At 58.6% G+C, this 19,969-nt stretch carries 21 protein-coding genes; 5 read left to right on the top strand and 16 right to left on the bottom strand.

What is annotated here, in order from left to right; translation table 11 throughout:
• Nucleotides 1–101 precede the first annotated feature (101 nt).
• The 4 genes from NKH63_RS25945 to NKH63_RS25930 form a co-directional block, all read right to left on the bottom strand.
• On the bottom strand, nt 102–857 hold the full coding sequence (locus NKH63_RS25945; RefSeq protein ID WP_023719449.1) for an AAA family ATPase: 756 nt from the start codon (nt 855–857) through the stop codon (nt 102–104).
• Nucleotides 854–1,309 (bottom strand): hypothetical protein, encoded by a 456-nt coding sequence (locus tag NKH63_RS25940; RefSeq protein ID WP_352791676.1) that lies wholly within the window; start codon nt 1,307–1,309, stop codon nt 854–856. The genes NKH63_RS25945 and NKH63_RS25940 overlap by 4 nt, the downstream gene beginning before the upstream one ends.
• A gap of 462 nt (nt 1,310–1,771) precedes the next feature.
• Nucleotides 1,772–2,080, bottom strand: coding sequence for a gamma-glutamyltransferase (locus NKH63_RS25935; protein WP_352919217.1), 309 nt, complete (start codon nt 2,078–2,080; stop codon nt 1,772–1,774).
• 39 nt (nt 2,081–2,119) lie between these two features.
• Nucleotides 2,120–2,911, bottom strand: a complete 792-nt coding sequence (locus tag NKH63_RS25930; protein WP_352919215.1) for a hypothetical protein — start codon at nt 2,909–2,911, stop codon at nt 2,120–2,122.
• A 517-nt stretch (nt 2,912–3,428) separates the two neighbouring features.
• On the opposite strand from NKH63_RS25930, the gene NKH63_RS25925 reads away from it, so the two are divergent.
• A complete protein-coding gene (locus NKH63_RS25925; RefSeq protein WP_352919212.1) occupies nt 3,429–4,112 on the top strand; it encodes a hypothetical protein in 684 nt (227 codons plus the stop codon).
• 154 nt (nt 4,113–4,266) lie between these two features.
• A complete protein-coding gene (locus NKH63_RS25920; protein ID WP_352919209.1) occupies nt 4,267–5,031 on the top strand; it encodes a hypothetical protein in 765 nt (254 codons plus the stop codon).
• Nucleotides 5,032–5,353: 322 nt separating this feature from the next.
• On the opposite strand, the gene NKH63_RS25915 is transcribed toward NKH63_RS25920, so the two are convergent.
• The 11 genes from NKH63_RS25915 to NKH63_RS25865 all read right to left on the bottom strand — a co-directional run bounded on the left by NKH63_RS25915 (nt 5,354) and on the right by NKH63_RS25865 (nt 16,022).
• The gene (locus NKH63_RS25915) at nt 5,354–6,391 is read right to left on the bottom strand and encodes a serine/threonine-protein kinase (protein ID WP_352919206.1); all 1,038 of its coding nucleotides are present in this window, start codon (nt 6,389–6,391) and stop codon (nt 5,354–5,356) included.
• Between the two features lie 29 nt (nt 6,392–6,420).
• Nucleotides 6,421–7,488: a serine/threonine-protein kinase gene (locus tag NKH63_RS25910; protein ID WP_352919203.1), complete on the bottom strand. Its 1,068-nt coding sequence runs from the start codon at nt 7,486–7,488 to the stop codon at nt 6,421–6,423.
• A complete protein-coding gene (locus tag NKH63_RS25905) occupies nt 7,485–8,015 on the bottom strand; it encodes a hypothetical protein (RefSeq protein ID WP_352919200.1) in 531 nt (176 codons plus the stop codon). Before NKH63_RS25905 ends, NKH63_RS25910 begins: the two co-directional genes overlap by 4 nt.
• Before the next feature lie 1,068 nt (nt 8,016–9,083).
• Nucleotides 9,084–10,676, bottom strand: coding sequence for a gamma-glutamyltransferase (gene ggt / locus NKH63_RS25900; RefSeq protein WP_352919197.1), 1,593 nt, complete (start codon nt 10,674–10,676; stop codon nt 9,084–9,086).
• Between the two features lie 21 nt (nt 10,677–10,697).
• Nucleotides 10,698–11,417, bottom strand: a complete 720-nt coding sequence (locus tag NKH63_RS25895) for an ABC transporter permease (RefSeq protein ID WP_352919246.1) — start codon at nt 11,415–11,417, stop codon at nt 10,698–10,700.
• Nucleotides 11,414–12,127 (bottom strand): ABC transporter permease, encoded by a 714-nt coding sequence (locus tag NKH63_RS25890; RefSeq protein WP_023719453.1) that lies wholly within the window; start codon nt 12,125–12,127, stop codon nt 11,414–11,416. Before NKH63_RS25890 ends, NKH63_RS25895 begins: the two co-directional genes overlap by 4 nt.
• Nucleotides 12,128–12,196: 69 nt before the next feature.
• A complete protein-coding gene (locus NKH63_RS25885) occupies nt 12,197–13,042 on the bottom strand; it encodes a transporter substrate-binding domain-containing protein (protein ID WP_352919193.1) in 846 nt (281 codons plus the stop codon).
• Nucleotides 13,043–13,128: 86 nt separating this feature from the next.
• The gene (locus NKH63_RS25880) at nt 13,129–13,800 is read right to left on the bottom strand and encodes a GntR family transcriptional regulator (protein WP_352482437.1); all 672 of its coding nucleotides are present in this window, start codon (nt 13,798–13,800) and stop codon (nt 13,129–13,131) included.
• Nucleotides 13,801–14,310: 510 nt separating this feature from the next.
• Nucleotides 14,311–14,661: a VanZ family protein gene (locus NKH63_RS25875; RefSeq protein WP_031194161.1), complete on the bottom strand. Its 351-nt coding sequence runs from the start codon at nt 14,659–14,661 to the stop codon at nt 14,311–14,313.
• A 798-nt stretch (nt 14,662–15,459) separates the two neighbouring features.
• Nucleotides 15,460–15,726 carry a DUF6894 family protein gene (locus tag NKH63_RS25870; RefSeq protein ID WP_352493800.1) on the bottom strand — a complete coding sequence of 89 codons (267 nt, stop codon included), beginning with the start codon at nt 15,724–15,726 and terminating at the stop codon, nt 15,460–15,462.
• Between the two features lie 104 nt (nt 15,727–15,830).
• Nucleotides 15,831–16,022, bottom strand: a complete 192-nt coding sequence (locus NKH63_RS25865) for a DUF3606 domain-containing protein (protein WP_023719459.1) — start codon at nt 16,020–16,022, stop codon at nt 15,831–15,833.
• A gap of 424 nt (nt 16,023–16,446) precedes the next feature.
• Between NKH63_RS25865 and NKH63_RS25860 the strand changes: the two genes are divergently transcribed.
• The 3 genes from NKH63_RS25860 to NKH63_RS25850 all read left to right on the top strand — a co-directional run bounded on the left by NKH63_RS25860 (nt 16,447) and on the right by NKH63_RS25850 (nt 17,841).
• Nucleotides 16,447–16,746, top strand: coding sequence for a DUF1236 domain-containing protein (locus NKH63_RS25860; RefSeq protein WP_023719460.1), 300 nt, complete (start codon nt 16,447–16,449; stop codon nt 16,744–16,746).
• Between the two features lie 133 nt (nt 16,747–16,879).
• The gene (locus NKH63_RS25855) at nt 16,880–17,320 is read left to right on the top strand and encodes a hypothetical protein (protein ID WP_352716940.1); all 441 of its coding nucleotides are present in this window, start codon (nt 16,880–16,882) and stop codon (nt 17,318–17,320) included.
• 176 nt (nt 17,321–17,496) lie between these two features.
• Nucleotides 17,497–17,841: a hypothetical protein gene (locus NKH63_RS25850; protein ID WP_198030499.1), complete on the top strand. Its 345-nt coding sequence runs from the start codon at nt 17,497–17,499 to the stop codon at nt 17,839–17,841.
• A 68-nt stretch (nt 17,842–17,909) separates the two neighbouring features.
• Here the strand turns inward: NKH63_RS25850 and ggt (NKH63_RS25845) are convergent, their stop codons facing one another.
• On the bottom strand, nt 17,910–19,640 hold the full coding sequence (ggt, locus tag NKH63_RS25845) for a gamma-glutamyltransferase (RefSeq protein WP_352919190.1): 1,731 nt from the start codon (nt 19,638–19,640) through the stop codon (nt 17,910–17,912).
• Between the last annotated feature and the right edge of the window lie 329 nt (nt 19,641–19,969).

The following is a 19,969-nucleotide window of genomic DNA, read 5'->3' as shown; positions in this document are numbered from 1 at the left end:
CAGGGTTCTCATGGACGCTCCCGAACGGTCGCCGCTGCGCCCGCAGAAATCTGCGAATGCCAACGAACGATCTCACCGTGAACACCATGCAACTCGCGCCTCTAGTCTGGCCCGACGCATGCCGTCGCGGGCAATCCGTGCCCCACGATGCGCGCGACGACCTGTTCGAAATTGCGTGGGTCGAGGCCGTCGACACGCATCAGCGGCCATTTGTCTTGCAGGCATTGGCCGATCTCCCTCGCGATATCCGCTTGCTTCAGGCCCCTGACCACTCCGACTTCGAGAAGGCGCTCGAGGTACGGCTGCCGCGCATACCGCTCAATGAGGCGGTGGCGCAGCGTTTCCCCGGGCGCGTCGACTTGAATGAGGAGATCCGGTCGCGGCAGGAACGTCAGGCAATTACGAACCATGTCGATACTTGGATTTCGTCCCAACAGGACGAGCGCACACAACGCCTGAACGATGCCCTCTTCGAAAATGAAGTACCCTTCTGAGGCCTTCGCCGTATTCCAGGCTTCGAAGAGCAAAACGACGTCGATCTTCAGACGCAACGCCCATATTCGGCTTTTTGGAGGGATCGATGCCAAAAGCCGCGCAGCGGCCCCCTCGCTCGGCGGGGTCGAGAACAAGACCGGACTCGCGGTGGCGAGCTTGTGCACCAGACGCTGGATACCATGGCGTGTCTCCGGGCTTTCATCCTCGACCGAATCGACTTCGCTGCCGACAGACACAAAATCAATCCGGCGATAGCCATTGACTGTCTTCACACGGATGTCGTGTTTCGCCAGCTCACGGCAAAGGGCGCGGAGAAGGGTCGTCTTGCCTGCACCAGGCGGACCGAACAACTCGATAATCATGTAGGGATCTCCCGAACAGGAAGCAGAAAGATCGGATGAAGCGAGCTCGCCCGCTCCGGCGGTGTGGCGAGCGTAAACACTCTGGCATCCGCCTGGCCGAGTTGACCCCGCTCGCTGGCATCCTGCTGACGCCGCAAAAAGCTTTGGAGGAGATGCGATGCGGTGGAAGACTGCCTTTCCATGGCGTGCAGTCCCGCCTGTTGAGCCGCGACAGCGTTGCCGGTTGACTTGAGAACTTGCAATTGCTTCTCGATCGCCTGCGCTTGCGGCTGGTTGACACGCCTGTCGCTGTCGAACTGGCTCGTCGCCCGTGCCATCTCCTGATCGATCGAGCGCCCCACGGTTGCCCGTTGGTCGACGTCGGTCGTCGTGGCTTCCAGGCGTGCGAGCCTCGACGACGCCGACCCCGCCGCCTGCGCCAACACCTCCGTCGTCGCGCCGCTTGCGCCCATAGGGAACATGGACCTCAGAAAGTCTCTAAATTGCCTGGGGATCAGTGCTTACTATGAGTGCCGAACCATACCATCATCCATCTGAATGACTGTCGGCACCACGGCACGCGCGTTTGGGCGCTGAACAGGGCAACGAGTTCAGGCCGAGCGGGCGGTTTTGGCTTGACGCGACACAAACGCGACATTCGGCCTAAAATCTGAACAATATCAATCACCGACAGCGGACTGAAAATCCGCGTGTCGGTGGTTCGAATCCGCCTCTGGGCACCATTTTTTCCCTGTACGGCCGGGAGACATAGGTAACAGTTTATACCTAGACATGGGCGACAATCTCGCGCCGAGCGGATTGTCGATGGCGTGCAAGAATTATCTGGACCATGGCGCCAGAGGCTCCTGCTCGCCGGCCAAATGGCGATGAAGAACGCCTTCAGCATCTTGGATTCCGCTCCGGCCACAACCGCTCTAAAGACCGAGGGCGCAGCCGTCCTTGCGCGGTTCAGAACCACCCAGCAGCGTCCCGTTTGCCCAATCGATGCGGATGGCCTGCGCACCGCCGATCGGGTCCGTCGCAGGGATAATTTCGAAACCGCGCCGGCTAAGTTCAGCTACGGTTTCGCGAGCGAGCCCGTGTTCGGCCTGGACCTTCATCGTGCCGCTGACGGGGGCGACCCGCGGCAGATCGATCGCCTCCTGCAGGTCCATCCCGAAGTCGAGCACCTTCGTCAGCAGGTGCGCGTGGGCGCGGGTGTGTGAGCCTCCACGAGATCTCACGCGGGGGGTTCTGCACCACAAACGGTCGCTGAATTGTCGCTATGCCGCGCCGCCGCCGTCTACGGTGATAGCCCGCAACTCTGCCCTAGCGTCTTCATACACTTTGAAACGTTCGTCCATCCACGCCTTCTTACGCGGCAACTCTGCTCGGTACGGATCAAGCGAAGGGGCTCTCATGGCCCTCTGAAGGAAGTCGATCCACTCGCCCTCTGCCAATGAAAGTGCCGTCCCTGCCTTCATAAAGGATGACGCTTTCTGCGCTAGATCGAAGTCTGAGAACGTGCCCGCCTCCGCTTGAGCAATCATGTCATCCAGCGATTTGTCCATTTGAGATAGCGTGTCATCGAGTTCATCCTTGCGAACCTTTGCATGGTCGAGGAGCATTTTGAGAGTCGCGCGGTCTTTCTCCAGTTCTGGGGAAATATCGCCTACGACATCGAGCAATTGCCGGCATACGCCCGCTAGCCGATCAATATTGGCATCAGTGCGTTCAAGGGCCTGCTCGGCCTCGATCGCTTCTCTCTCAAAGCCGGGACTTGGGCGCCCATTGTTGAACTCAAGCGCACGGTGCATCGCCTTGATGAGTTCCTCCGCACCTGTGAGGTCGTCAATAAGCGCATTTGTGAAGTAGCCGTGTTTCCCTTGAGCAAGTTTGAACGATGTGGCCTCCGATGAACCCTCGTCGATGCCAGACACCGCGAATGCCTTGTTCGTCCTTGTGAACAGTTCAAGGCCGGCTTGGATCGCCAACAGACGACGGTTCAGTCCATCCTGAAGTGCGTCAACTGCCTTTTGCGCCTTGGATCGAAACAAGCGAGAAAAAAGAGACATGGTTGGCGATCCCCTTCCCGCGAAGCTATACCAAAAGGGACCCTTGACGGTATGGGTAAATAGCAAGGGTCCTTCATCTCGAATGCCTCTCGCCGGGAAGGCTTGACCGCCAAATCCCGTGTCACGGTGATAAGCGGGTCACCCATGTTCCGATCTTTTTCACAGGCCCCATCCCGTTCCACTGGATGAACGCCACTTCCTTCCCAGTGACTTCCCGCACCGTCCTCAAAAGCGCCTCATGGAGGCTCTGCATGGACCTGCAGTGATCGCACTGCGGCGATATCAGCGGCTGCGCGATGCTCTTATGTAGCCCTTCGGCTGCCTCTAGGAACCGCTGCAAATCTGCCTGCGGTAGCTGTTTAGGATGTTTGTATCTGACCACTGCGACCTCCTTTGAGAATCGCCCCACCTAGGAGTATGTTCCTACACCGCCAGGCACATCACAAGCCCGGCAGGAAGGTCGATAGGTCGAGTTTGTGGATTGTGATATCGTCCCGTTGTACGGCGGGGAATCATCGTGGACATCGAGACTGCATTAGAAAACGCCAAATATGACGACTACCTTAAGCACCGCGAGGGTCTCGATAAACTTCGGATTGAGCAACTTGGGACGCTGGACAGGGCCGTCCTAACACTTAGCAGCAGCGCCATCGGATTTTCGATTGTTCTATTCACCACGTTTGTAAAGGCTCACAATCCTGTTGGTATCGTGCCGCTATGGATCGCGTGGGCCTTTTTCGTGGTTGCGATTGTTCAAAACTTGCTTTCGTATTGGGTGGCTGCCAAGTCAATCGAGATTGATATGGACGACCTAGACGCCCAAATGGAAGGAAAAAGTGTACCGGGTTTGAACTGGGTAAGGGCGTGGGCATTTCGTCTAACGGGCGGCGGTGTGCTTGCGTTCATCTGCGGCGTGGTATTCCTTCTCATTTTTGCTTTTGAGGACGCGATAGGGGCTTCTCAAGCCGAACTGCCCGCCAACTCCTCGGCTAGCTCCGGCGGGTCCGTGCCGGCCGCCGCTATCGAGGCGGTAGCCAAGCCGGCCGATTCCAGCGGCCCCATGCAGCCCGTCCCGGCTACGCCGAACTCGCCGGCGCCTTTGGACCCAGCCGGAGCAACAGGGTCGAAGCCGCCGGCGACTCGCCCCGGCAGCCCCCCTCCCACAGTTGTTGATCCAGTCGACCCCTCTAAACCGAAGTGAGCAACGCAATGAAAAAGCCCATCATCTCCACAACTCGTCCTGCCCAGGTCATCGTCCAGAACGGCGCAACGGGGGCCAAGCAGCCAGTAGCAAGACCGACCACGGCGAGCGGCGGCTCGAAGAAATAGCGCCCCCGGCATTGGGGTCTGGTCATATGAAAACGAAAATTCGGCTATCGCCGATGACGCGGCTCTATGCCACGTTCGACCTCGAACTAGAGATCGACAAGCAGGGCACTCTAAACAACCTGCGAGGAAAATTCATTGAGAGACTGGTTGTCGCCGAGCAGAAGCGCGATGCAACGATTCGGTCTTTGTTTTATATTGATGCTGCGCTTGCGATATTGGTTTCCGGTAAATCGCTAAAGGTGCCATTTTTTGACATAGCGACCTCCGATCTTCCGGCCATATTAGAAATAGTCACTGCGACAGGCGCAATCGCCGCAGTATTTGTGGTCATAGCGTTCATTAACTGGGCTTCTTATGATACAATTCTAAACCAATTTGCAATTCGGGACGCCCAGCCAACATTTATAGATCCTGATTTTATACAGGCCGCTGAAAAGCAGACAGAATTGACTATGAAACTACTTAGGAAGAAATTTAATATTTGGGGAGTGGATTTTCATGAGCCCGGACGAGCATTTTCCACATACGCGTGGATAACGGCCATACTGTTCAATGCGTTGTGCATCCTTTTTCCGATTCTTCATTTCATTCTGACAGCAATGTCCTTGAACCAAACCTACGTGCACAGTGATATGGGCGCCGTTTACATAATCTATTTCGGCGTCGTCTCCCTAGCCAACTTTCTGGCTGTTTGGATTTTCGTGGGCGCCTATAGGGACTTTACGTTCTTTGTCGATTTGACGGGCGATACCCCCGCCGTCGTCCCGAGGCCGAGTGAACCGCCTAATTGATCGTTTTCGTCATGGCACCCATCGCCACCCTAAGCCGCGCCTCGTCGCTCCCATAGGTCTCCCCCACACCCCCGCTTGCATGCCCGAGGATCATGTCTTGGGTGGCCTTCGGCACTCCCGCAATGCGGAGGCGGTCCTTCATGTTGTGCCGAAGGGAGTGCACCGTGGCCTTGCGGTCTTTCACGACGGAGCCCAAGGCCTATCACGACGGGAGGGGCACAGGGGAATCTCGCCGCTCAACTTGTCGAGGTCGAGGGCTCATATTTTTTGGTATATTTTAGTCGTCTCGCTTTGCCCGCGTCGTTACCCGGAGATGGGCTGGCTATTTGGCCAGGGCTTTCACAATCGGAAAAGCGCGATCCCAAGGTTGGCCGGAATCCCGCCCAAACCAGACGCGGGAGCCGACTTTTACCAACGACGCCCCATAGAAGCACTTAGGATGCCACATCAGGGTCTTGCCTTTGTCGTCTTGGATGCGTCCCGTGATGCCGGGCAGGTCCGTCACTGTTCCATAGCTGTAATGTGATGTCCCGTAGCAGAGCGCCTCACATAACTTGACTAGCTGCTCGGCAGTTGGACGTTTGGCAACCTCCTTATCCAAGCACTGCAAAATAATCTCATATATCTGGCCACCAAGAGTTTTGAACTGCGCCGCGTTCACCAAGCTGGGCTTCTTTGGGGGAGCTGCTTCAACAATCTTTGGTATCGACTTAAGTCCTGTTCCGAAAGGAAGCTCGCCGGACATCAGCTCGTAGATAATGGCAGCGATCGCCCATACGTCAGACGACTTCTTGGCGACCCTAAAATCGTGGATGGCCTCTGGCGACATGTAAGGTATCGCGCCGAGAACGGTCTTGGATGAGGTTGCACCGCCAACCTCCGCCCACTGTCCGATTTCGTCTTCAGCCATTTTCGCGATGCCGAAGTCGGTGATCTTCACATCGTGAAACTCCGGCCCTCCGACAACCATAATATTGCTGGGCTTCAAATCTCGATGGACAACATCGGCCGCATGGGAAGCAGCCAAGCCTTTAGCCAGTTGATGGAAAATTCGTGCACAGGTGGAGGGTGGCAGATATGGTAGCTTACCATTCATTACCGAAAATAGATCAGTATCGGGGACCAGTTCTTCAACGAGATATGGCCTACCGCCCTCTTCAAAGTAATCAAGTGTCTTCGCCACGTTTTGATGATTGACCTTGGCGCTAACAGCCGCCGACTGTTTGAATCGCTTGGCACCGGCATCATCTTTGGGCGTCTTCAAAGCCACATTGCGTTCAAACAAAATGTCGAATGCAAGATATACGTGTTGCATGCCCCCTGCACCGATCCAGCCCTTCGGTGCATAACGTCCGGCCAATGGAGGTATCCCTGTCGAAATTGGGCCTTTCAATTCATCACCTCCGGATGGGATATATCGGCTGTAATCGATGTCCGTCCGCGCGATGACGGATCACCCAGTACGATAACGGATGATCCACGCAGAATATAGCCGACGACTACCTGTTTATTGTTGTGCCGGACATGTCCGGAGAAATTAGTAACAACAAAATCGAGGCCATTGTAACTTATTGTCACTGTATCTGAACCGGAGCTTAGCTTTACCTGCTTCTTCGTGGCGTCCACCACATGGTCGGCACCGGCATGGGTTAGAAGCATACGATGCTTGCCAAAAAGGAGCTGTTTCCCTATCGCCAGTTTCAACTCTTCGGAAGACGGCCGGGCAGGCGGATCGCAGCTTAGACAACGGTTAAGCAAAGCAGTTATGCTGGCGGATACCTTCAGCGGTATCGTGTCAAAGGCCGTCGGCAGGGCAGGAACGGCGGGCGGTACGTAGCCCAGTTCGGGGGGAAGATTACCCCCGTTGAGCAGCCATAGCGCCGTCGCACCAAATGCGTACACGTCAACTGCAGTGGTAAAATTATGATTTCCGTCTTTGTCCGGCTTAAATACTTCAGGCGCGGTATAAAACTGTGTGAAATACAGCTGCTTTGTTTTAGCGTTCTTCTGAATCTTAGCTAACCCGAAGTCGAATATCTTCAATACTCCGGCCATATCGAGCTTCATATTGTCCGGCTTTATGTCGCGGTGCACTCGGCCGGCGGCATGAATGTCGCGAATTCCGGAAATAATCGAATACAGGCTCCCCAGACATCTCACCTCATCTGACGAAGCTTCCAAGGGCTTCAAATCACTGCCTTCGATAAATTCCTCAACGAACCCAACAATATCTGTTCCATCCCGTAACACGTCCAACACCTGCACAACGTACTTGGACCTTATATCTGCAAGCGCAGATAGCTCATCCATCAGGCGGTGCTTTTCGATACCTGCTTTGAGCGACTTGACGACTACCTTGCGCTGAAGATTTGCGTCGCGACAAACCAATGTATCCGACATTCCACCGCCGGACAGAGTCTGCAAGACGGTGGCGTACCGACTTGGAAGCTTGATCATGATTCTTCGCTGTCCTGGCTTCCAAATTCAATGTTTAGCTGCGGCTTAACTCCTACGTCGCCATCGTTCTTTTTCGCGACACTGCTGTCGGCCTTTTTGCCTGCTTTTGGGCGGACACGGGGTGGTCTCTTCGGCTTTTCTGCTGTGACGGCGAACTTGCTGTCTTTGGGCGTTTTTGGTACCACCGGCTGGCGTGATTGATGTCCCTCCAACCACATCACAAGCTTGTCGCCCAGCCCCCATAGCGTCAGTTCGATCCCGTCACCAAAAGGGGGCGCCCAAATCACATCAGACCCCGTTACCGAAACTGCTGTTGAGTTGTCTTCTACGCCAATCGCTTCTGCCACATAGATAATTTTACGCACCAACTCCGCCGGATTGCGGGATCGTTTGGCTATCCCATCCAGCGCCTTCTTCCCGATGCTGTGTGCGCCATCGGATGTTAGGAGATAGGTTGGTCTCACGCCTTTCGGGAGGCGAAAAATATGCGGCTCGATGGGCGCCCCGATCCCGACGAACTGGAGCAATCGGTTGTCAAGGGTATCCTCGTCAACATTACTAGGTGGGCTTAACTGCCCTCCAATTGTATCGTCTCGAGTGAGAAGGTTAAGCCCTTCCGAAATCCCACATTCATAAAGGCGGCTGTCTCCCACGTGAACCGCCCAAGCGTCTTTCATGCCTGTCGCGACGATAGCCGTGAGAGTGGTTCCGCCGCCGCCCCGGAAGCGGCGAAAGACCTCCCCGTTCGCGGCGGAAACCGCCTCAAATATAGTCCGTTCTATGGGGCCCCCGCGCGGGCCGGAGACGAATTGGCCAAGAAAGTGACTAGCGGCACAGGCCGCCGCCTCACCTCCCGCCGTCATCCCGCCCATTCCGTCGCAGAGCAGAGCAATAAGAAATGTTTCACCGGATGGCATTGAGAGAGTCGCTACCACTCCGCGATCTTGGTTATCTTCCCGGACCGGCCCCTTCAATGTCCCAAGAGCCAATCCGGGGCTCGTTTGGGTGCTTCGTCCTGGGAACTCTCCAGAAAGGAAGAGCTCTATGCGCTTGATAAGTCCTGTTGTCACAAGTGCTCCAATGGCGCGGGATGATAGCCCTTAGGTAGTAGCCACAATTGCGGCTTGCTACAACCAGCGGAATCTACCCGTTCTTCCGGAGTGCATTATTCAATATGAGCCCGGACCTCCCGAACCAATCGGTCGCGTGTATCCACTGTCTCTTGGCAACACGTACTCACTGTCCTATCGTCAATTTCGCGGTACACATTCGCGCCGCGAGAGGTCCACAACAGCGGAATTTGGCCGCAACATAGGTTCAGGCTAATCGCCTGTAAATCCAAGAGAAATTCGGGCTTTCGCCTACGGTTCGATTTTGGTCCCCTAAGCCGCCTCTGGGCACCATTTTTTCCCTGTACGGCCGGGAGACATAGGTAACAGTTTATACCTAGACATGGGCGACAATCTCGCGCCGAGCGGATTGTCGATGGCGTGCAAGAATTATCTGGACCATGGCGCCAGAGGCTCCTGCTCGCCGGCCAAATGGCGATGAAGAACGCCTTCAGCATCTTGGATTCCGCTCCGGCCACAACCGCTCTAAAGACCGAGGGCGCAGCCGTCCTTGCGCGGTTCAGAACCACCCAGCAGCGTCCCGTTTGCCCAATCGATGCGGATGGCCTGCGCACCGCCGATCGGGTCCGTCGCAGGGATAATTTCGAAACCGCGCCGGCTAAGTTCAGCTACGGTTTCGCGAGCGAGCCCGTGTTCGGCCTGGACCTTCATCGTGCCGCTGACGGGGGCGACCCGCGGCAGATCGATCGCCTCCTGCAGGTCCATCCCGAAGTCGAGCACCTTCGTCAGCAGGTGCGCGTGGCCCATTGCCTGGTAGTAGCCACCCATAACGCCGAAAGGCATCTCTGCCCGGCCGCCTCTCGCAAGCATCCCGGGTATGATGGTATGCAGAGGTCGCTTGTTCGGCGCCACTGCATTGGGGTGCCTGGGGTCAAGGGAAAAGCTTTGCCCGCGATTGTGCAAGACGACACCGGAGCGTGGCGAGACCAGGCCCGAGCCAAAGCTGTCGAAGACCGAGTTGATGAAACTGACCGCATTGCGATCCTTGTCGACAACGGAAATATAGACCGTGTCGCTGTGCAGCGGCATATCGAACGCCGGCAGGTCCGCGCGGGCGCGCTTTAGGTCAATCATGCCGGCCAGACGATCGGCCCAAGCATTCGACAACATGTCGGCCACCGGGACCTCGGACGCATCAGGATCGGCGACGAGCAGGTCACGCGCGGCGTAAGCGAGGCGTGTCGCTTCGATTTCCAGGTGAAGCCGGTCCGCGGATTGCGGGTCGCCGTTGGCTTCGAAGCGCGAGAGGATGTTTAGAATCAGCAACGCGATCACACCCTGGCCATTCGGCGGACATTCGAACACATCGCAGCCTCGAAACGCCGTGCTGATCGGGGTCACGTACTCGCCTGTTGCCGAGGCGAAATCTTCGAGTGTGTGCAATCCGCCGAGCCCACGAAGATAGGCGACCATGTCTTCGGCCACAGGGCCAGCGTAGAAAGCCTCTCGTCCTTTTCTTGCGATCAGCCGCAGCGTTGCAGCCAACTCAGGCTGGCGATGCACTTCGCCAACGCCTGGCGCGCGACCGTTTGGCAGGAAAATCCGTTTCGCCGTAACATCGGAGGCCAGAAGTTCTTCCTCCAACGCCCAGTCACGATGGACCCGCGGTGAAATGGCGTAGCCTTCCTCGGCGAAGCGTATAGCAGGGGCTAGGATTTGATCGAAGGGCATGTGCCCGTGATCAGCGTGCAATCTGGTCCAGGCATCGATCGCTCCCGGGATGGTGACGGAGCCAGGAGAATTGCGAACTACCTCCGCCATGCCACGTTCGAGGAACCAGTCAATTGTGAGGGCGGCGGGTGTCCTACCCGATCCGTTGTAGGCGATGACCTCGCCGGATCCGTTTCGGGACAGAAGAGCGAAGCAATCGCCTCCAATGCCGGTCGAGGCTGGCTCGACGACGCATTGCACCGCGCAGGCTGCGATGGCGGCATCCATGGCGTTGCCGCCGGCGGCCATGATCTCTACCGCCGTCAGGGTCGCAGACGGATGAGAGGTGGCGGCCATGGCCTCGCGTGAAACGACGACCGAGCGCGTTGGTTTCTCAAAATTTCGCATGCTATGCCCTTCTGATCGTGCTCAAGAGGCGGCGTCCCTCATCGTCGAGGGACGGTGCCGCAGATGCCGCGACATCCAGTATTCGAGTGCCGCCAAGGCACGGATGATCGCGAAATTCAAAGTGAGATAAATGGCGCCCGCGCAGATGAAGACTTCAAAGGCGCGGTAAGTCTGGGAGATCAATCCCTGGGCAATTCCAGTCACCTCCATCAAGGTCACGATGGAGGCCAGAGACGTGCCCTTGATCATCAGGACGATTTCATTGCCGTAACTCGGCAGGGCCTGGCGAAAGGCCAGCGGCAGGATAACATGCCGATAGGTCAGATAGGTGGACAGGCCGACAGACCGGGCCGCCTCGACAAGGCCGCGCGGCACCGACTGAACCGCGCCGCGGAGGATTTCGCTGCCGTAGGCGGTGGTGTTGAGTGTCAGCGCGATGATTGCGCACCAGTAAGGTTCGCGGAAAACGGCCCATAATCCAATTGCCGACAGTTGGTGCCGGAACTGACCGAGGCCATAATAGGTCAGAAAAATCTGCACCAGCAGGGGCGTGCCCCTGAAGACGGCAACGAAGCCACGGATCGGCAAAACGACGAAGGGCGATTCCGATTGCTGGGCAAGCGCCAATGTGACGGCAAGAACGAAGCCGGCAACAATGGAAGTCAGGGCCAGTTCTATCGTAAGCGGCAGGCCGGCGAGGAGCTTCGGCAGGATTTCGAGGAAAAAACTGAAATCTATCATGCCGACCGGACGCGCCACGGCGCCTTTCGTTCCAGACGGTAAAAGGCATGGCCGGTGACGGAAGCGATAGCCAGATAGAGCAAGGCTGCAGCAATGTAGAAGATGAATGGTTCACGGGTCGAACCGGCAGCGATCTGTGCCTGGCGCATCAGTTCAACGAGGCCGATTACCGATATCAGCGACGAGTCCTTCAGAACCAACTGCCACACATTGCCGAGACCTGGCAGCGCGTAGCTCAGGAGCTGGGGGAAAATAACCTGTCGCAGCCGCTGCAGCCGGTTGAGACCAAGCGCGCAAGCGGCATCGTGCTGTCCCTGGTCGATGGCGAGGTAAGCCCCCCGATAGACCTCGGCTTGATAGGCGCCCGAGATGATGGCGATGGCCAGGGTTCCAGTGGCAAAGGCCGGAACGCCGACGAATCCGGATCCGCCCAGGCTATGACCAAGCGAGGTCAGGGCGACACTTCCTCCATAGTAAAGCAGATAAATGGTCAGAAGGTCGGGCACGCCTCGGAAAACCGTGCAATAGCCAAGGGCCAAGAACCTCAACACCTTGGAGTTGCGGAGACGGCCGGCCGCTGCCAGCCCACCGAATACAGCGCCAAGCGCAAAGCCCAGCACAGACAGAAGCACTGTAACCGAGGCCGCCATGAGAAGAGCAGCCCCCCAACCTCCGTGCTGGAAACCAAGTAGCCGGAATGCGTCAACCATCGATACCCCCGGCAGGGCGAACGGCTCAGCTCCGGAACGGGTCAGGAATGGCCGTTCGCCGACAAGCGCCTACTTGACTGGAGTGACGTCGCTCTTGAGCCATTTAAGCGACAGGGTTTTGATCGTGCCATCGGCGATCGCGGCGTCGATGGCCCCGTTGAGCATATCTTTCAGCTTGATGTCCTCTTTGCGGATACCGGCACCGGAGCCAAGACCGAAGAGCCCCCCGACAAATCCCGGCCCGGCAAGCGTATAGTCGCTGAACTCCGGCTTGCTCAGCGTGGCGGCCAGCGCTGTCTGCTGTGCGAAGAGCGCGTCGATGCGACCCGCGGCAAGATCGAGATCGTGTTGCTCGGTGGTCTTGTATTCGCGAATCTCGGCGACGTCCGAGAAGTATTTTTTCACAAATTCCAGGTTCGCCGTTGCAGCCTGAACTCCAATGATCTTTCCCTTCAGCAATGGCTTGAGCTTGTCGATTGCCGCCTGCGCAGAGGCTTCATTCTCCAGCTTGAACCGCTCGTTGGAAATGCCGACCTTGCCCAGTTCGCTATCCTTTGCGACCGCGAAACCTGAGGGATCCACCGCATATGGCTGGGTAAAGTCAATGATCTTCAGACGTTTTTCAGTGATGAACATGCTCGCCATGATCACGTCGAACTTGCCGACGGTCAGCGCGGGGATCATGCCGTCCCAGTCCTGTGCGACGATCTTGCACTCGATCTTCATTCGCCCGCACAGATCATTGGCGAGATCGACTTCGAAGCCGTCCAGTTTGCCGTCGGCTGTTGTGAAATTCCAGGGCGCGTAGGCTCCTTCGGTGGCAATGGTAATTGCCTTTGGTGTTTCTTGTGCGACGGCGGCCTGGACCAGGCCGAACAGGACCGACGCAATGGCTGCGATGCGGCTAATTTTCATGTCATTCTCCTCTTTTTTGCCGGTATGGCAGTTCCCTTTCGTCGTGCCGGATTATCTTCCGGCTTCAACGAGTTAGATGGCGTTTTCTAGCGGCGGCCGGGACTTGCGAAGTTGGCCAGAAGGGGCGCTGTCTCGACGATATGATCCCGCATGACGATCTCTGCCTTGCCGGCATCACCTGACCGCAACACCTCAATCAGGATCTCGTGCTCGGCGCGCGCGCTGGCGGGCTTGTCGACATAGTCGAACCAGATGCGCAGGTAGGGTTCGATCACGACGTGCAGGCTGGCAATCTGCCGGACCAGCTTGGGTCGGTTGCTCAATTGGCAAATCTGCAAATGGAAGGCCTGATGGCGCACGACCCAGTCGCTGCTGCCGGTCTGGCTGGCGCGCTCCATGCGGTCGAGCTGGCGTTCCAGTTCTTCAAGCACTTCGATATCGATGTGCGGCATGGCAAGCCTCACCGCCAGCCCTTCGAGCACCGAGCGCATTTCAAACGTTTCGTATATCTCATCGAGGGTAAGGCCGGCGACGATGCAGCCACGGTTCGGGCGAATGACCACAAGACCTTCCGCGGCCAGCTGGCGGAATGCTTCGCGAACCGGCATGCGGCTCATGCCGATTTCGGTCGCGATCTCTTCCGGGATAAGCCGGTCCCCGGCGCGGTAGCGCCCCATCCTCAAGGCACGCTGAATGTGGCGATAAGCCTCCTCCTCGGCGGTCGTGATGCCCAGCGGCTCGATTGCGTCTGCTGCCATGTCCTTGGTCCAATCAGAGCGTATCTGTGTATCCACTTATCCAGTTGTCGCGACCTGTGTCAAGCATCGAAGCTTGTGCGCGTTAGAATTTCTCTTGTGAGAATAACCACTTGGACGGGAAAATGGGCAAGCACACCGTGATCAGCTAAGCCGCTGATCGGCCGCTTTCAACGTCCGGCAAAAAGGCCCGCCGCTCCATTTGCGAAGCGGCGAGGCCCATATTCGGGGACGATCGCCGGAGTGTTCCCCGGCATTGCTTACAGCGCAATTCAGGTGCCAGAATTATTGACCCAAAACGGGTCACCGCATCGGAGGCAAGAAGGCGGACCTTCCGCGATCACGCTACTGCCGCGCTTTGCCATTGCTGCTACATTACTTTGCGGCGGACCTGATTTTTCCGCCTGGCCGGCGTCCGTCAGGCAACTTACCCCAACGCGCCCCCCCAAGTGACGCCGGCCATTTTCCCCATATTGCAGCACGGGCGCGCCGATTCCGTTATGCGCTTTCGAGCTATGGCAATCCGCCGGCGAGCCGCTTTGTCCAGCCTGCAATTGTCAGCCCGAAGGCCATTCCGGCGCAGTCGGCCACCCAGTCGAATAGATCCGGGTGGCGCCCTATCAGCTGCACGGCCTGAAGGCCCTCGATCGCCGCGCCCGTGAGCACGAGGAGGACGATCAGCTTCGCCTTGTGTTCCGGCCAGCCGAGACTTCCGAGAGCCGCCAGCACGACGAAGGCGGCGGCGTGATTGAGCTTGTCGTGACCAAACGTGAAAGCCAGGCCAAGACCCTGCAGGAGCTGCTCCGGCAAAAGGGCAAACAGCAGAACGCCGGCAAACGCGGCGGGAAAAGCAATCCTTGCCACGATCTGATAAGAATCCAGGCGCAACAAGGGTGAAATGGCCTTTCGTCCGAAATCTGCAGGGAACACCGCTGGCCGCTGAATCGAGAGCGAACGCGGCGTCCAATTTCCGCCGTCCGGGCGTCCGGTGCATCGTCAGAATGAATGAATGCTTCGGGTCAGCCGCTGCACAGGCCGGGCTCGTGGCAAGTGGCCTGCAATGGTGTGGCTTCCGCGATCACGCAATTACCCGCCGCGCCAACGCAGCTACTATCTGGCTGCGGCGGACCTGATTTCCGCTTGGCCGGCGCTGCATCAGGCACCTTACCCCACGCCTCACGAAGCAGCGCCGGCCATCTCTCCCAGCTAAAGCGCGTCGCGTTCGACCGGCCTCATGCGACGTGCTTAAAGTTCTTGTCTTGATGCATGTCGTTATCGCAAAACCGCTTCACACTTTTGCGCGACATGCATTGGATTTCCACCGGTTGCGCGATGACCCGGCCCGCATCAAAAAGCCCGCCGCCCTGTCGGACGACGGGCTCCGTTGCCTGGGCGCCAGGGCGCCGCGGTAGCGACTTCTGCTGCTTATGCTCCCGCAGGTTTCCAATATGCTGCCGCCGCATGGCGTTGCGCATCGGCTAAACAAACGAAGCCCGCGCCTCTGGCGGAGGGCGCGGGCCGACCGGGTTGCACCCCGATCTGCAGCAGAAACCCGGGAGGTTCCCGCTGCTTAAGATAACAATTAGAGACTTCTAATGTTCCCTTGGGGAAGATGCCGGCTGCTCCAGAAATCTCATGGTCGGCACGACAACGATCGGGCCGTCAACTCATGCGCATGTTGATCTGGAAAATCCGTTCGTCGAAATGCCGCGTTTCGACGGCAAAGGTCAAAGCCACTTCAAGCACCAGACCGTCATGGTCGTTCCGGACCTTGACTGTGATCCTTCGGTGAGGAAGGCCATCCCTGGCCATCTCGCCCAATGTGCGAAGGGCTTCTTTCCTGACCAGCGGGAAATCGTCACATGACGTTCCCTGATCGTCGGAATAGACGATTCCGTCTTCATCGGAATCGAAGAAATAAAGGGGCATTGGCTTGGCCGAAGCAGCGGGATCCGGGCACGTTGTCGATAGCTGACCGGAATTCTCGGCAGATTGTGATCAGTGCCTTTCCAACCGCCGGCTCCGCCGCCGTCTCACTTGCGCTCGCGCAATGCTTTCACCGCTTGCGAGAGGATCATCCGGTCGCCACCGGTCCTTTTGATCAGCTTGCTCACCTGGCTGGGCGAGACACCATTTTCCCGCGCGAAATATTCGACTTCATAATACTCATCCGCCGACACGCGGTTGCGGTCGCTGAAGTCTCGCTTGCTCTTGTCATCGGCCATTTCTCTTCTCCTCGTCTCTTCTCCTCGCCTCAGGGTCAACTTTGGTCAGAAGCACGCTGCAATTGAGGGTTCGCCCGCCACAAAAGTGACGCGCGAACCCTATCGGCGCAGGAAGGGACAGGGCTGCGCAGATGCCAGGTTCGATCGGAATGGAAACAGCCAAGATCGGTGCGAGCAACCGTCGACATTTTCCAAAGAATCCTCCCGGAACGTGCAGCCAGCAACGAGTTTGAGCGGCGGCGGTTCCGGGCTTCGCGACAAACCTACCCTTTGCCCGCGAGGATCAGACTTAGGTCCTGCGGCAACACGTCGATTGGTCCCCGCCGGGTGGGACCGAAGCCCCGTCGACGGAACGTTTTCAGCTGGCTTCCGTTCGAATGAGCCTTGGCGCGAAGAGCGGACCGAGTTCGCAAAGGAGACGACCATGAGAATGCATCTTTCCACCGCGGCGGCGGGACTTTTGCTGCTGGCAGGCGTCGGCGCCGCTGCGGCGCAAGACGTTGTCATCGAACCGCAGCAGGAAACCGTCATCAGGGAGTATGTGAAAAAGCAGCCGCTGGCCTCGGTGAAAATCCCTGGGGTGGAGCTCAACATCGGCTCGACGCTCCCCGACACCGTCGAGCTTCATGAGGTCCCGAACGTCAAATATCGTTATGTCGTCATTGACAACCGCACCGTTGTCGTGGACCCAGGCACGCGCAAGGTCATCAAGGTCATCGAGTGACGTGAAAACTCGGGCAGCCGTCGCCCGTCGCTCAGAAATGAGCGGCGGGTGACGTTTGCGTCAGGCGGTTCCTCGGCGCTCAGCTGGGACCCGCCTTACCGTCGAGGGCCGGGGGGCCTCACAGGCAGTTTCAATGCGAACAATCAGCAGACTTTTCGATTCCCATGACCAGGCGGCGCGTGCCGTCGAAACGCTTCAGGCAGCAGGAATTGCTCGCCAGGAGATCAGCGTCATCGGACCCTACGATGATGAAATCGGCGCCGTCTTGCGCGATCCAGGTACGGGTGCCGTCCTTGGCGCGGCAGCCGGTTTGTTGGCCGGCCTCGGCGCCTTTGATATGCCCGGCATCGATCCCCTCGGCGCGGGATGGCTGGCATCGGCCGTCGTCGGTGCAGTCTTGGGCGGCGTTGCCGGCGCGACATTGTCCCGTATCGGCAAGCAGCCGGGCCAGCCGGATGCCGCACAAGGTGTGATCCTGGTGCTGGCGCATGTCGATGAAAGACAGGCCGACACCGCACAGGCGGTGCTTGGAGCTTCCGTTCAGGCGACGCAGTCTTTGGCCAGGGCGGCTTGAAGATCAAGCTCGGGCAAAGCACTTTGATCAGACCGAGCAGCAGGGCGATCAAAGCACGCACCCAAAAATCTCTGGCAAGTCGCCGCCAGAAAGTGTTGAACACCGTGCCGATCACATTCGGCGAGCGGTTGCGCTCGGCGAGGCTTGATGATTTGCTGTCGGTTTGCGGAGAACGAATGATGCATGAGCCTGTCGGTCAAGACGAATATGGGTCGACCAGCCCGTTCGATCCGGACGATCTGTCGAGGTTGAACGCGATCGGCCCGAGCGCCGGCAGCAACGATTTCGAAAAATACGCGGTAGCCGTGATCATCGTATTCGGCGCCCTGATCATCGGCGGCCTGATGGCCGCCGGCTTGAGCTTCGGGCGCCGCAGCACCTTCTTTTTCGCGCTTGGCGGCGCCACCGCGGCATGGATATCCGGCAACGCGCTCCTGCTCGATCGGCCGCGCATCTACGCCCTGTTCGTCGGCGTCGCGGCGTTGATGCTGATTGCGTCGACCATCGCGCTGGTCACCTGAAGCAAGGCGAATCTTCCTATTGACCGTGACCTTATCCGAAAACCGGTTCCACCTTTTGGGACCATGGTCTAATACCCGATAGCCTCGCCGGATGCGGCGCGGCTGTCGATGGCACCGTTGTAGCGGGCGCCGCCGCCCTTCTCGATTTCCGCCAGGCTCTTGCCGCCGACCAGGATGCCGGCCGCCTGGCCCCAATTCGCCTCGGCGAGATCGAGGCGGTAGCCCATGCCGGTAAGCAGCTTTTCGGTATCCGGCGACAGGCCGAAGGGTTCGATATAGACCGTGTCGGGTAACCATTGGTGGTGGATGCGCGGAGCGTCGATCGCTTCCTGGATGTTCATGCCGTGATCGATGACGTTGACGATCGCCTCCAGCGTGATGGTGATGATGCGTGAACCGCCAGGGCTGCCGATGACCATGAACGGCTTGCCGTCTTTGGCGAGGATGGTCGGGCTCATCGACGACAGCGGCGTCTTTTTCGGCGCGATCGCATTCGCCTCGCCCTGGACGAGGCCGTAGAGATTGGGCACGCCGGGTTTCTGGGTGAAGTCGTCCATCTCGTTGTTGAGCAGGATGCCGGTGCCGTCGGCGACGACGCCGGCGCCGAAAGAGCCGTTCAGCGTGTAGGTTACCGCGACGGCGTTGCCGTCATTGTCGATGATCGAATAATGCGTCGTCTCGTTGCTCTCGCCAAAACCCTTCGGCATCAATTCCTGCGACACGCCGGCCCGGAACGGATCGATCTTTTCGCGGATTTCCCTGGCGTAATTCTTGTCGAGCAGTTTTGCGACCGGATTGTCGACGAAGCCGGGATCGCCGAGCGCCGAATTCCGGTCGACATAGGCGTGGCGCATCGCCTCGACCATGACGTGAACCGTCTCGGCCGAACCAGCGCCGAGATAGGACAGCGGATAGAACTCAAGCACGTTGAGGATCTCGCAGATGATGACGCCGCCGGAGCTCGGCGGCGGCGAGGACGTGATCTCGTAGCCGCGATAATTGCAGGTCGCCGGCTTGAGCTCGCGCACCGCGTAGTTTTCGAAATCCGCCTTGGCCAGAATGCCGCCCTTCTCGCCGCTCGCCTTGACGATGGCGTCGGCGATCGCGCCTTTGTAGAAGGCATCCGCACCGCGTTCGGAAATGGCGGCAAGCGAAGCCGCGATATCGGGCTGAACGAGGCGCTCGCCGACGGTGTAAGGCTTGCCGTCCGGCTTGAGGAAAACGGCCGCCGCCGCCGGGTCCCTCGCCAACCGCTCCGCGCCGCCCTGGAGCGAGGCCGCATCGCCCTGCTCCAGTACGAAGCCTTCCCTGGCAAAGCGGATGGCCGGCGCCAGCAAGTCCTGCCGCGTCAGCGTGCCGTATTTCTCCCGCGCCATCTCGAAGCCGGCGACCGAACCCGGCACGCCGACGGCCAGATAGCCGTCGAGACTGGCGCCCTTTACCGGCTTGCCGTCGTTGTCGAGATACATGGTTTTGGTTGCGGCGAGCGGCGCGCGCTCGCGGAAATCGAGGAAGGTCGAGCGGCCGTCCTTGAAGCGGATGGTCATGAAGCCGCCACCGCCGATATTGCCGGCGGTCGGATAGACCACGGCCAGCGCATAGCCGACGGCGACCGCGGCATCGACGGCATTGCCGCCCTTCTTCAGCACCTCGACGCCGACTTCAGACGCAAGATGCTGGGCGGTCACCACCATGCCGTGCTCGCCCTTCGCCGGCTGCGGCGAAGCGGCGAAGGCGAGGAACGGCACGAAGGTCAGGGTGAGGGAAAGGCTGACGGCGATTAGGGTTCGGCGGTGCATGGCCGTTCTCCGTGGCTTGAGGTGAGCCTAGGAAACGCGCTTGGAGCGGTTGAGTCTACTGACAATAATGGGATCGGCGAGGCTTGCACCTTCTATCAACACCTGAGGTTCCTCGCCGCGAAGCGGCCGGAGAGGGGGCCTTCGTAGAGCGCGGCTCCCCCTCTCCGTCTCGGCTTCGCCGAGCCACCTCTCCCCCACTTTCGTGGGGGCGAGGAATCCAAGCTGAAATGAAGGCGCGATTCAACGCTGGCGAGCAACTTTGTTCTTGCTTTGTGCCGGCAGCTATGCTACTAATCTGGGTGTGGTGCTAATTGGCTCCAACGACCCGC

The organism is Mesorhizobium sp. M0960, from assembly GCF_040319055.1.
Classification (GTDB): domain Bacteria; phylum Pseudomonadota; class Alphaproteobacteria; order Rhizobiales; family Rhizobiaceae; genus Mesorhizobium.
Note: the sequence above shows the minus strand (reverse complement) of the source record. Positions and strands in the feature narration are given on the sequence as shown.